Annotated in this window: 13 protein-coding genes, 2 tRNA genes and 1 other annotated feature; of the genes, 13 read left to right on the forward strand and 2 right to left on the reverse strand. The window is 31.7% G+C overall.

Annotated elements, in window-relative coordinates; translation table 11 throughout:
* Positions 1–133: 133 nt before the first annotated feature.
* From Ctaglu_RS01135 to Ctaglu_RS01190, 12 genes are all read left to right on the forward strand, one after another.
* A complete protein-coding gene (locus tag Ctaglu_RS01135; protein ID WP_124997198.1) occupies positions 134–754 on the forward strand; it encodes a CBS domain-containing protein in 621 nt (206 codons plus the stop codon).
* A gap of 240 nt (positions 755–994) precedes the next feature.
* A tRNA-Trp gene (locus Ctaglu_RS01140) sits at positions 995–1,070 on the forward strand.
* A gap of 24 nt (positions 1,071–1,094) precedes the next feature.
* Positions 1,095–1,170, forward strand: a tRNA-Trp gene (locus Ctaglu_RS01145).
* A 142-nt stretch (positions 1,171–1,312) separates the two neighbouring features.
* Entirely contained in the window at positions 1,313–2,293 is a 981-nt protein-coding gene (locus Ctaglu_RS01150; protein WP_124997200.1) for an NAD(P)/FAD-dependent oxidoreductase, read from the forward strand.
* 169 nt (positions 2,294–2,462) lie between these two features.
* Positions 2,463–2,722 (forward strand) — a binding site (T-box leader).
* Between the two features lie 142 nt (positions 2,723–2,864).
* The gene (gene cysK, locus Ctaglu_RS01155; RefSeq protein WP_124997202.1) at positions 2,865–3,776 is read left to right on the forward strand and encodes a cysteine synthase A; all 912 of its coding nucleotides are present in this window, start codon (positions 2,865–2,867) and stop codon (positions 3,774–3,776) included.
* Between the two features lie 35 nt (positions 3,777–3,811).
* Positions 3,812–4,396, forward strand: coding sequence for a serine O-acetyltransferase EpsC (gene epsC, locus Ctaglu_RS01160; RefSeq protein WP_124997204.1), 585 nt, complete (start codon positions 3,812–3,814; stop codon positions 4,394–4,396).
* Positions 4,397–4,410: 14 nt separating this feature from the next.
* A complete protein-coding gene (gene queG, locus Ctaglu_RS01165; RefSeq protein ID WP_124997206.1) occupies positions 4,411–5,403 on the forward strand; it encodes a tRNA epoxyqueuosine(34) reductase QueG in 993 nt (330 codons plus the stop codon).
* Positions 5,404–5,441: 38 nt separating this feature from the next.
* Positions 5,442–6,149, forward strand: coding sequence for a lysophospholipid acyltransferase family protein (locus Ctaglu_RS01170; RefSeq protein WP_124997208.1), 708 nt, complete (start codon positions 5,442–5,444; stop codon positions 6,147–6,149).
* Between the two features lie 285 nt (positions 6,150–6,434).
* Positions 6,435–7,628 (forward strand): glycine C-acetyltransferase, encoded by a 1,194-nt coding sequence (locus tag Ctaglu_RS01175; RefSeq protein ID WP_124997210.1) that lies wholly within the window; start codon positions 6,435–6,437, stop codon positions 7,626–7,628.
* Positions 7,629–7,731: 103 nt separating this feature from the next.
* Positions 7,732–8,691: an L-threonine 3-dehydrogenase gene (locus Ctaglu_RS01180; protein ID WP_124997212.1), complete on the forward strand. Its 960-nt coding sequence runs from the start codon at positions 7,732–7,734 to the stop codon at positions 8,689–8,691.
* A 146-nt stretch (positions 8,692–8,837) separates the two neighbouring features.
* Positions 8,838–9,467, forward strand: a complete 630-nt coding sequence (gene nth, locus Ctaglu_RS01185) for an endonuclease III (protein ID WP_124997214.1) — start codon at positions 8,838–8,840, stop codon at positions 9,465–9,467.
* A gap of 53 nt (positions 9,468–9,520) precedes the next feature.
* A complete protein-coding gene (locus Ctaglu_RS01190; RefSeq protein ID WP_124997216.1) occupies positions 9,521–10,693 on the forward strand; it encodes an NAD(P)-dependent malic enzyme in 1,173 nt (390 codons plus the stop codon).
* Between the two features lie 75 nt (positions 10,694–10,768).
* Here the strand turns inward: Ctaglu_RS01190 and Ctaglu_RS01195 are convergent, their stop codons facing one another.
* The gene (locus Ctaglu_RS01195; protein WP_124997218.1) at positions 10,769–11,257 is read right to left on the reverse strand and encodes a thioredoxin family protein; all 489 of its coding nucleotides are present in this window, start codon (positions 11,255–11,257) and stop codon (positions 10,769–10,771) included.
* 127 nt (positions 11,258–11,384) lie between these two features.
* Complete coding sequence (gene trhA, locus Ctaglu_RS01200; protein ID WP_124997220.1) at positions 11,385–12,038, reverse strand: PAQR family membrane homeostasis protein TrhA; 654 nt, start codon at positions 12,036–12,038, stop codon at positions 11,385–11,387.
* Positions 12,039–12,414: 376 nt separating this feature from the next.
* Here trhA and Ctaglu_RS01205 point away from each other — a divergent pair, with 376 nt between their 5' ends.
* On the forward strand, positions 12,415–13,005 hold the full coding sequence (locus Ctaglu_RS01205) for a DUF1836 domain-containing protein (RefSeq protein WP_124997222.1): 591 nt from the start codon (positions 12,415–12,417) through the stop codon (positions 13,003–13,005).
* Positions 13,006–13,021 lie beyond the last annotated feature (16 nt).

Raw genomic sequence — 13,021 nt, forward strand, 5'->3', positions numbered from 1 at the left:
AATATAGGAGATTGACCATAATATATGGATTTATTTTTATTAATTATATTTGTAAAATAAAAAACAATTATTTACACATAAATTATAAAATAATGTATAATAGCTTATATACCATATTAAGGAGGGGAAAATAATGTTTGTTAATAATTTGATGCTATTAAGAGAAAAATTAATTACGGTAACACCAAAGGTGACAATAGGTAAAGCTTTAGAGGTTATGGATCAAAATAACTTTTTATCAATTCCTGTGGCTGAGGGTAATAAATTTATTGGATCAATTTCAAAAGAAAGAATTTATACTTATTATTATGAAAATTGTCTTGATAAGAAATGCTTATTATCTGATTTTATGGTTGAAAATGTAATGAGGACTGATGTACCTGTTATTAATCCAATGGAGCAAGCAGAAGAAGCAGCACATTTTTTAGAGACAAGAAGTGTTTCTTTTGTTGCTGTAGTGGATAACAATGGTGATTTTAAAGGTATAGTTACACACCATGCTATATTTCATCAATTTACTGAGTTATTTGGTCTTAATAAAGGAAAACGTTTAGCTGTTATAGCTTATGACATTCAAGGCCAGATATCTAAGCTTTCAAAAATAATAACTGAAAACAAAGGTGATATAATTAGTTTTGTAGTTATTGATCCAAAGAGTCTTACAGAGGTTAAGGAAATTGTTGTAAGACTTGATACAGAAAATTTTGATGAGATCGTTGCAAAAGTAAAGTCAGCAGGTTTTAAAGTGGAATAATCGCTAATAATAAAATAACTATTAAGAAGCGCAGAGTGTGTATGAGGTATTTAACCTGTGTTTCTTAATAAGTTGAATCACCATCTGGGAAGCTGTAATATTAACGACTTCAGAAGGTTTCTTCTTGTTATAGTATGTAATTCCTACTTATAGAAGTAGTAGGTTTTCCTTCAGAAATGTCCTTTAAATATAAAACACTTGCATTTATTAAAGATACATGATACACTTTGAATGTAAATTAGGGGTATGGCTCAATTGGTAGAGTAGTGGTCTCCAAAACCATTGGTTGTAGGTTCGAGTCCTACTACCCCTGCCATTTTTAAAATTTTATACGTAATAAAGGGGTATGGCTCAATTGGTAGAGTAGTGGTCTCCAAAACCATTGGTTGTAGGTTCGAGTCCTACTACCCCTGCCAAATAAAACCTGTGAAATTATTTTCACAGGTTTTTACGTTTATTTATAATGCACTATCAAATTTTAGTATTAGGTGTTTCCAAAAATTGACTAGCATATGGACTGGCCATTTTTTTAGGTGCCTTAAAATAGGAGGGTATGTAATGCAGCAATATGACATAGTAGTAATCGGGGGAGGCATCGCAGGCCTTGCAGCTGCTATTTCAGCTAAAGAACACTACGAGGGTGAAATCCTGATTTTGGAAAGAGAAAATCAATTGGGCGGAACAATAAATCAATGTATCCACAATGGGTTTGGAGTGAGCACTTTTGGTGAAGACTTGACTGGACCTGAATTTGTACAGAAATTCATAGATAAAATTAATAAAATGGGTATTTCATATAAGTTAGACACCGCGGTTTTAAATTTAAGTCCTACTAAAGAAATTAATGCAGTGAATACTTATGATGGAATTTTTAAAATAAAAGCCAAAGCTATAATAATTGCCACTGGGTGTAGAGAAAGACCAAGAGGATTTTCTAATCTAGCAGGTACCAACTGTGCAGGTATATATACTGTAGGGTCTGCGCAGAAATTTGTAAATATAGAAGGATATATGCCAGGAAAACAAATTATCATATTAGGTACAGGAGATATTGCATTAAAAATGGCAAGTAGACTTTCTATTGAAGGGGCTAATGTTAAAGCCATAGTTGAAAGTAAAGATTATATTGATGCACTTGATAAAAAACTGAGTAATTCCCTTAATGATTTTAATATACCATTAAGAACAAAGCAAAAGATTATTGCCATTGCAGGCAAAAGTAGAATTGAAGGCGTTACTTTAGTGAAGTTAGATGAGAATAACGAAGTTATTAAAGGGAGCGAGGAATATATTTCTTGTGATGCGTTACTTTTATCTGTAAAATTATATCCAGATAATGAACTCGCAAAACAAGCAAAAATAGAAATTGGCTCATCAACAGGACAAATTCTATTAAATGAAAAATCACAAACTAATATAGCAGGTATTTTTGCTTGTGGAAATGTTGCTCTTGGTTATGATTTTTCTGAGAATGTTGTAAATCAAAGCCAAAATATAGGTATCGTTACTACGCAATATTTAAAAAAATATAATATTTAGGAATTATCTGTTAGTTTATTCTAACAGTTTTTTTTGTAGAAAATTATAAGATGACATTCCATCATAACTACTCAGAAAAGCAATGTACAAAAATAACTAAATAGTATTGACATATTTTGATGTTAAGAATATAATATAATAAAGAAAAGTAAATCATACTAAAATACTAGGAAATACTGAGAAAAAGGAAAGTAGTATAAGAATAATATACAGAGAGAGAGTCTAAAGCTGAGAAGATTCTTATGGGAAGCTTATATGAAGTGCCCTTTGGAGTTGTGCACCGAATTAGGTATATGCCTATGGTAGGCTGCATCGGGGTTCCCCCGTTATAGGGATAGAGCATAGCGCTGTGCTTGAAAAAGTGGCTTTATAATCACTATAGTGATTATAACTTAGAGTGGGACCACGAAGCAAAACTTCGTCTCTAGATTAGAGGGAGTTTTTTTTGTACTCAAAAATTTTCAGATAATTCACTGATGAGTATATAACTGTTATTTTTTATTTTATAATTTTAGAAATATATATAGATCTTAAAGTAAATCAATTATTTTAAATTTGGAGGGATATTATTATGATGTATAACAACGTTTTAGATATGATAGGAGCAACACCGATTTTGAAATTAAATAAATTAGTTAAGGGTGACATGGCTGATATTTATGTGAAACTTGAAAAGTTTAATCCGGCTGGAAGCATAAAAGATAGAGCAGCCCTTGGGATGATAGAAAAAGCTGAAAATTTAGGATTATTAAAAGAAGGATTCACCATAGTTGAACCATCTAGTGGAAATATGGGAATAGCTTTGGCCATGATTGGCAGAATTAAAGGGTACGAAGTGATTATTGTAATGCCAGATAGCATGAGCGTTGAAAGAAGGAATTTAATTAAGGCATATGGAGCACAACTTGTGCTTACGGATGGTACCAAGGGCATGAAGGGCGCTATAAACAAGGCTAAGGAAGTAGCAGAGGGAAAACCTAATTTCTTTATACCTCAGCAATTTACTAATTTAGCAAATCCAGAAAAACATTATGCTACAACTGCAGAAGAAATAGTGGAAGATGTGATGGACTTAGATGCGTTTGTATCGGGAGTGGGAACTGGTGGAACAATTACTGGAGTAGGAAGAAGATTAAAAGAAATTAGAAAAGACATTAAAGTAGTTGCAGTTGAACCAGAAAAATCTCCTGTATTATCAGGTGGAGAACCTGGACCACATAAAATACAAGGAATAGGCGCAGGTTTTACACCAGATATTTATGATACTGGCGTTGTTGATGAAATAATAAAAATATCTGATGAGGAGGCTTTTGAAATGTCAAAACTAATGGCCAGTGAAGAAGGTATATTAGTTGGGATTTCAACAGGGGCTAATATCGCAGCAGCTATAAAAATTGCCAGTAGAATAGGTAAGGGCAAAAAAGTTGTTACTGTTGCACCGGACGGAGGAGAAAAATATATCTCCATGGGGATTTATGACTAAATCAACAATATTGCTTTGTGGGAGTGAATAGTTATATGCTTAAAATGCTGAAATATGAAATTAAAAATGTATTAGAAAAGGATCCAGCAGCTAAGAATTGGGTGGAAGTAATACTTCTATATCCATCTACACATGCTATAATATTATATAGAGTAGCTCATTTTCTATATAATCATAAAGCTTATTTTATATCTAGAGCGCTATCACAACTAGCTAGGTTTTTTACTGGAATAGAAATTCATCCTGGGGCAAAAATAGGAAAAGGGTTATTTATAGATCATGGAATGGGCGTAGTAATAGGAGAGACAACAGAAATAGGGAACAATGTAACCTTGTACCAAGGGGTTACACTTGGTGGAACAGGTAAGGATAAAGGAAAAAGGCATCCTACTTTAGGAAATGATGTGGTTGTAGGTGCTGGTGCGAAAATTTTGGGACCAATTAAAATAGGATCTGGTAGCAAAATTGGTGCCAATGCTGTAGTTTTAAAAGATGTATTAGCTAAGGCAACTGCCGTTGGTATTCCCGCTAGAATAATTTTTGGGAAAACTATTCCTATAATAGAGATTAAGGATTATTTAGGGAAGACTAAAAGGATGTATAATGATATGATAATATAAAAAGGACTGACAATATGGGCATTAAGGAAGAAATTATAGAGTTTTGTATAAAAAATGGAATAGACACAATAGGATTTAGCGAGTGTAGAATTTTTCATGAGCTAAATCCTTATTTTGAGACAAGAAAGAAGCTTGGACTAGAAAATGAGTTTGAGGAACATAGCGTAGATAAGAGGATAAATCCATTTTTATATATGCCAGAAGGAAAAACAATAATTACCATTGCATTTCCTTATCTATATAGTTTAGATTTCAATAAGAAGACGCAATTTTCTAAATACACGCTTGGAAGGGATTATCATGTTGTTACAACCGAGTATATGGAGAAAATTTGCAAATTCATTGAGGGTATAGGCGGAAAGGCTATGTCTTTTGTGGATAGCAATGCGCTTCCAGAGAGATATATCGCCTGTAATAGTGGAATAGGGTTTATAGGGAAAAATAATACCTTGATAACAGAAAAATACGGATCATATGTTTTTTTAGGTGAAATTATAACAGATTTAATAATCCTACCAGACAAACCAATTGTTCAAAAATGTGGTAATTGTGAGAGATGTCTAGAAGCATGTCCTACAAATGCTATAGTGAAAGGTAAAGCAGGAATAAATAATGATGCAAATGTATGTCTTTCTTACATAACTCAAAAAAAACATATAGAGGATTCCTGGTTTGAAAAATTAAATGGTAGACTATTTGGGTGCGATACCTGTCAGAGAGCTTGCCCATACAATAGTGGAATCCAATTTAGTGATATTAGTGGATTTAAACCATATGAATATATGAAAAACATGGATGTAAAGACTTTAATCAATATGGATAATGATTTATTTAAAGATAAGTATAAAATGACTTCTTGTGGGTGGAGAGGTAAAAATATACTTAAAAGGAATGCAATTATTAATGCGATTCACAGTGAAAGGGTTAAGTTTATAACTGTAGAGAAGGATACATCACCTTATATAAGGGATTATTATTATAGACTTTTAAAGTTTTTCAAATTATAATAATTTTATAAATACTTTTTATGAAAGGTGGAATTTTAATGGTTTCTCCAGTAGTGCTAAGGATAATAGATTTTTTGCCGGATAAAGTTGTATCATTTATAGCAAATAAATTAATTGATTCATACATTAATAAATACGCAAATATAAAAACTTCTGGAATGGAGAAAATTGTTGGAGCTAAATCTCCTATAATTTTTATATGCAATCATTTAAGTAATGCTGATGGTATAGTTATGAATAGGCTATTAAAGGATAACAATGTAACCTTTGTTGCTGGTGTAAAGCTAACAGATAACAAGCTTACTAAACTAGGGTTTCACGTGGCTAAGACTATAAATATAAAACCTAATTCTGCAGATAAGGAAGCTATATCTAAAATTGTTAATACGTTAAAACAAGGAAATAATATTATGATTTTTCCAGAAGGAACCAGGAGTAGAAGTGGGCAAATGGCAGAAGCTAAGAAGGGCCTTTTATTAATGGCTAAATTATCAAAGGCAACAATTGTTCCAATGGGCATTTGGGGAACAGAAAAATTATTACCTATTAATGAAAATAACATGGCCTCAGAAAAATTTAATTATGCAGATGTAAACATTAGTGTTGGTGAACCTATTATGCTTCCTATTAAAAATGTGGATGAAGATAAAAATCAGTATCATGATAGGGCTATGCATGAAATAATGTGGGGGATAGCTATGTTACTTCCAGAGAAATATAGAGGAGTATATTCTAATTTAAAATAGGTAATAATAAGAAAATGCTTAAGAACAAGAGTTGTGTTTAAAAACCGAAATCTTGTTTTTAATTGTGTCTTATATAGCATAAGAAAATGCAGAGTATTAATTAACAATGATGGAAAAAAATCATAAATATAAAAAAATAAAAGAAATATTGCTTTTAAGATAAGGTTTTTGCAATTTAATTTGGCATTTGGAGCTAAAAGATATATAATGAACTTGTGATTAAATATAAAATTCTTATATGTTTTTATAAGAATATACAAAATAAAAGGTTGGAGGCATGTTACCATGGGAAGTAAAGTATTAGGGAAATTTTTAAAAGATAATTTAGATGATTTAAAAAGTAAAGGTTTGTATAACGTAATAAATGTACTAAAGAGTTCAAATGGACCTGTTATTAAAATTGGTGATAATGAATTAATTAACCTATCTTCAAATAACTATTTAGGTCTTGCTACTAATCCTAGAATGATTGAAGCTACTATTGAAGCAACTAAGCAATATGGTTCAGGAGCAGGTGCCGTTAGAACAATAAATGGTACATTAGAAATCCATACTAAATTAGAGCAAAAACTTGCTAAATTTAAACATACAGAGGCAGCTATTGCTTTCCAGTCAGGATTCAATTGTAATATGGGAGCAATTTCAGCAGTAATGAATAAAAAAGATGCTATTCTTTCAGATTCCTTAAATCATGCATCAATAATAGATGGGTGCAGGTTATCTGGTGCAAAAATCATAAGAGTAGAACATTCAGATATGGTAGATTTAAGAAATAAGGCAAAAGAAGCAGTGGAATCAGGCTTATATGAAAAAATAATGGTTATTACTGACGGTGTATTCTCTATGGATGGCGACGTTGCTAAACTTCCTGAAATTGTAAAAATAGCAGAAGAGTTTGACTTAATAACATACGTAGATGATGCTCACGGTTCAGGAGTAATGGGAAAAGGTACAGGTACCGTACATCACTTTGGTTTGTCCGATAAGATAGACTTTCAAATTGGTACATTATCAAAGGCTATTGGTGCTGTAGGTGGATATGTAGCTGGAACAAGAGACTTAATTGATTGGCTTATGGTTCGTGCTAGACCATTCCTATTCTCAACATCACTAACTCCAGGAGCAGCAGGCGCTGCTATTGAAGCTATTAACATTCTTACAGAAAGTACAGAGTTACATGATAAACTTTGGGAAAATGCAAATTATTTGAAGAAGGGTTTAAAAGAACTTGGATTTGATATTGGAAACAGTGAAACCCCAATTACTCCATGTATCATAGGAGACGAAGTTAAAACTCAAGAATTCAGTAAAAAACTTTTTGAAGAGGGCGTTTACGCAAAATCAATAGTATTCCCAACAGTTAGAAAGGGAACTGGAAGAGTAAGGAATATGCCTACAGCAGCTCATACAAAAGAAATGTTAGATAAAGCATTAATTATTTATGCAAAAGTTGGAAGAGAAATGAAAATAATAAAATAAATAAAAACAGAGTATAACGCCTAATAATTAGGCGTTATACCTATGAGCTTAAATTAAACGTTTGCAACATTATGCGTTGTTAGCTAAATATGGAGGGAATGTAATGAAAAAAATATTAGTAACAGGAGCCTTAGGGCAAATAGGTTCAGAACTTGTAATGAAAATGAGAGGAATTTATGGTAGTGAAAATGTAATAGCTACAGATTTAAGAAAGCTAGAGGGTAGTCCCGTAGTTACGACCGGGCCTTTTGAAATATTGGATGTAACTGATCATGAAGCTATGCTTCACCTTGCTAAAAAATATGAAATAGATACATTAGTTCATTTGGCAGCTTTATTATCAGCAACAGCAGAAGCAAAACCACTTCTAGCTTGGAATATAAATATGGGTGGGCTTGTAAACGCTTTAGAAGTTGCAAGAGAAGTGAAATGCAAGTTCTTTACACCAAGTTCTATAGGCGCATTTGGACCATCTACGCCTAAAGATAATACTCCTCAAGATACAATTCAAAGACCAACAACTATGTATGGTGTGAATAAAGTTGCAGGAGAATTATTATGTGATTATTACTATAAAAAATTTGGTGTTGATACAAGAGGAGTAAGGTTCCCAGGACTAATTTCTTATGAAGTTCTTCCAGGAGGCGGAACAACTGATTATGCAGTTGATATATACTATGAGGCGTTAAAGTCAGGTAAGTACACCTCATTCATTGCGAGTGGTACAAAAATGGATATGATGTATATGCCAGATGCAATAAGTGCAATAATTAATTTATTGGAAGCTGATGCATCAAAATTAATACATAGAAATGCATTTAATATTGCAGCTATGAGTTTTGAACCAGAAGAAATAGCGGCTGAAATCAAAAAACATATGCCAGAGTTTATTATGGATTATAATGTAGATCCAATAAGACAAGGAATCGCTGATTCATGGCCAAATTCAATGGATTCAACTTGTGCTAAAAATGAGTGGGGATTTGTAGCTGAATATGATTTAGCAAAAATGACTACAGATATGCTTCAAAAATTACGTGCTAAAGGAATTGGCGCTAAGTAATAGTTATAATTTATACGTTGTTTTCCTCACATATGAGGAAAACAGCGTATTTTTATTAATAATTCTAGAATTAAATTATTTTGCTATAGAATGTGATAGAATAATCCTAAGGAAATATTCTTGCTAGTAAAAAGTAGGTGATTTATATGAATAAGAAAACAATTAAAACAGTGCTTGAAATTCTTAATGAAACATACGCAGGCGCAAAGTGTGGCCTTAATTTCAACAATCATTATGAACTTTTAGTCTCAACTATACTATCAGCACAATGCACTGATGAGCGAGTAAATATTGTTACAAAAGAGCTGTATAAGGAATATAATACACCTGCAGCTATGATTACTTTATCACAAGAGGAACTAGGAGAAAAAATTAAAAGCTGTGGATTTTATAATAATAAGAGTAAAAATATATTAGGTGCTACAAAAATTATATTAGAAAAACATGGGGGCCTAGTACCAAGCACTATGGAAGAATTAATAGAGCTGAGCGGTGTAGGTAGAAAGACAGCCAATGTGGTATTATCTAATGCATTTGGTATTCCAGCCATTGCCGTAGATACACACGTTTTTAGAGTTTCAAAAAGAATTGGTCTTGCCTCAGGTAAAAATGTAGAAGAGGTAGAGCAAGAGCTTATGAAAAACATTCCTAGAAAAATGTGGAGTGATGCTCATCATTATATTATATGGCATGGTCGAAAAATATGTAAAGCTAGGAAGCCTAATTGTGATATGTGCCCTATAGCGCCATATTGTGAATTTTTAAATGGAAAATAAATATTAAATTAGTAATCAATATAGATGCTAGATAATAATAAGGAGGGTTTCATATGTCAATACAAGAAGAATCATTGAAGATGCATAAAGAAAACAGGGGAGTTCTGGAGGTAATAGGAAAAATAAAACTTGAAACTAAACATGATCTATCTATTGCTTATACACCAGGGGTAGCAGAGCCTTGTTTAGAAATCGCAAAAGATAAAAATAAAGTTTATGATTACACTATAAAAGGAAATACTGTGGCAATAGTTACTAACGGTACAGCGGTTCTTGGACTAGGCAGTATTGGGCCAGAGGCAGGACTGCCTGTAATGGAAGGTAAGGCTCTATTGTTCAAGAAATTTGGAGGAATAGATGCTTTTCCTATATGCCTGGACACTGAAGACCCTGAAGAGATTATAAGAACTGTTAAGTTAATATCACCAGTATTTGGAGGGATTAATCTTGAAGATATAAAAGCACCAGAATGTTTTTATATAGAAAAAAGATTAAAAGAAGAATTGGATATACCTGTATTTCATGATGATCAACATGGTACTGCAATTGTGGTTTTAGCAGGACTTTATAATGCTTTAAAATTTGTTAATAAGAAACTAGAAAGTGTAAACATAGTAATTAATGGAGCGGGATCAGCTGGGATTGCAGTATGTAAGCTGTTATTAAGTGCTGGAGCTAAAAATATAGTACTTTGTGATAAACATGGAGCAGTAGCAGAAGGTGACACTATTTTAAATCCAGCTCAAGCTGAGATTGCTAAAAGTACAAATAGAGATATTCAAAGAGGAACTTTAAAAGAAGTAATTGTAGGCATGGATGTTTTTATAGGAGTATCTGCACCAGGGGTATTAACAAGCCAAATGGTTTCAACTATGAATAAAAACAGTATAGTCTTCGCCATGGCTAATCCAACACCAGAGATTATGCCAGATGTCGCAAAAGAGGCTGGAGCTGCAGTAGTGGCCACGGGAAGATCAGACTTTGCAAATCAAATAAATAATGTTCTGGTTTTTCCAGGAATATTTAAAGGTGCACTAGCAGTTAGAACAAAAGAAATTAATGATGAAATGAAATTGGGAGCAGCTAGAGGAATTGCTAATTTGATTAGTAATGAAAAATTAGCGGCAGATTATATAATTCCAGATGTTTTTGATCCTCGAGTTTGTGAATCTGTAGCTACAGAGGTTATGAGAGTTGCAAGAGAGATGGGCCTTGCTAGAATTTAGCGCCAGTGTTTAAAATTGATGGATAAAGCCCTTTAATGTTTGTAAACATTAAAGGGCTTTTGGATTTTATAAAAATCATAGAATCATATCTAAAAGTTCTTCTTCAATAAGGTCATTATATTTCCCAAGCCTATAATCATTAACCATATTTTTCTTTCCTTCAATTTTTAAGGACATCATCTTTTCTAGTAGTTTTTTTGGAAACTCTACATAAGCTCCTTTTGGATTCATTTCTGAATCAAAAGTTATAATAGTCGGAATCCGAACGTCACCTGTGTATTCTTCTAAAAAGCTTTCATAACCGCTTTTGGGAAAACAATATAAGTTTATGCTTTTATTTTCCTGTGCCATTCGCTTAATTAAGGGTAATGTAACAATACAATCAGGGCAGTATCCTTCAGAAAAAACTGCTACATTAATAGTGGAAGTTAAATTTTTAAGAGATTTTTTGGTGCTTGAAGACAAGCTAGTAGAATTATAGGCTATAAGCTGTGTATCGCCATTTTCTAGTTTGGATTTTTCCAAATACTCTTCAAAAGTTAAACCCTTTGATAAATTTATCATAATTAACATCCCTACTTTCAGTGAAATTATTAACTTTAAGTGTACTATTTAATAATAGTGCACATGAAAATAAATAACAAGTCAAAGATATTTCTACTGACTCTTTATGTGACTAGATAATACAAACCTAATTAATGTACATTATGTACTTAAACATAAGTATATAAAGGCAAAGACTACCCAGCATTATAAAAATATGAAATATTTCATGAAATCCAAAAAGCTTAATATTTATTTTGGGCCATTTAGTTGCATATATAAGACCTCCTATAGTATAAAAGAGCCCACCAGCTAAAAGCCACATAAAGCCACCTAAGGATACAGCTTTTATAATAGGTACAACAGCAAAAATAGAAATCCAACCCATTAAAATATAGAATCCAGTGTACAACCATCTAGGGGCATCAAACCAAACTATCTTAAGTATAATTCCAATAAGAGCCAGTAGCCAAATAACTACAAAAAGTACAGTTCCCATAGTGCCTTTTAAAGCAATTAGGCATATAGGAGTATAAGTCCCTGCAATTAGAACGTATATCATAGAATGGTCTACCCTTCTAAGTATTTTTATAACCTTTTTTGAAGATGTAGATTTATGATAGGTTGAACTTGCGCAGTAAAGTAGGATTGAGCTTATTCCAAACACTGCAAGGATAATAGTGTTATGAACATTTGTGGTGTCTAAAGAGTACTTAATAAGAAGTATTAACCCTATTGTGGATAAGATGGCTCCGATTAAATGTGTAATGCTACTTACAGGTTCTCTAAATTTTGATAACAAATAGATCACTCCTTCTAATTTATAATTTTTTATTTATAGGTAATAATATAAAAAACAAAGATAAAACTCCTTGTGATATGTACTGGTTAAATATAGGATATCCAGTTATAAAGATCCTATACATGGTTTTTATAACTATGTATGACATATACTAATACTACAATATAAAATGATATATATCAATAATGATTTTATCCATATTTATACTGAATTTAGGCAATAATTTAAATTGTTATTAAATTGCAACATATAGCTTAAAAATGCTACAAATATATTAAAGTAATTTTAGTAATTCAGAAGCACTAGTACATATAGATTACGCTTATTTGTGGATTACTAGTAATTAATACTATATAATGAAGAGGAGGTGAAAGAAATGGATTATAACAAGGAAAGCTTAGATAAATTAGTAGAAGAGATTATAGGAACAAAAGATATTACTTTAATGGAAATACCTTGCGTAGATTTATATATGGATCAAGTTACAACTTTCTTTAATGAAAAGCTTGGGAGTCTTAAAAGAAATGATGATGATAAGATTCTTACAAAAACTATGATTAATAATTATACCAAGGGTAAAGTATTGATGCCAGCAAAAAACAAGAAATATACTAATGAGCATATGATACTGTTAATGCTTATTTATAATTTAAAGCAGAGTATATCAATTAATGATATTAATATAATTTTTGATTCTATTATTGATATGAAAGCTCCAAAGGGTACAAGTCTTTCATTAGAAAATTTGTACAATAGTTTTTTAGATATCAAAGAAGTTCAAAATCAAAATTTTGTAAGTGATATAGATAAAGATAGGGAATTTATAAAGGGTAGAATTAAAGAGATGGGAAAAGCGGATGGTGAGTTAATAGAATTAATATTAATGGTACTGTTACTTATTAATAAAGCTAATATGCAAAAGAGAATGGCAGAAAAATTAATTGATAATTTTTTAAATAAAAAATAATAAATTTTATATATCT

Source organism: Clostridium tagluense, from assembly GCF_003865095.1.
GTDB classification, from domain to species: domain Bacteria; phylum Bacillota; class Clostridia; order Clostridiales; family Clostridiaceae; genus Clostridium_AD; species Clostridium_AD tagluense.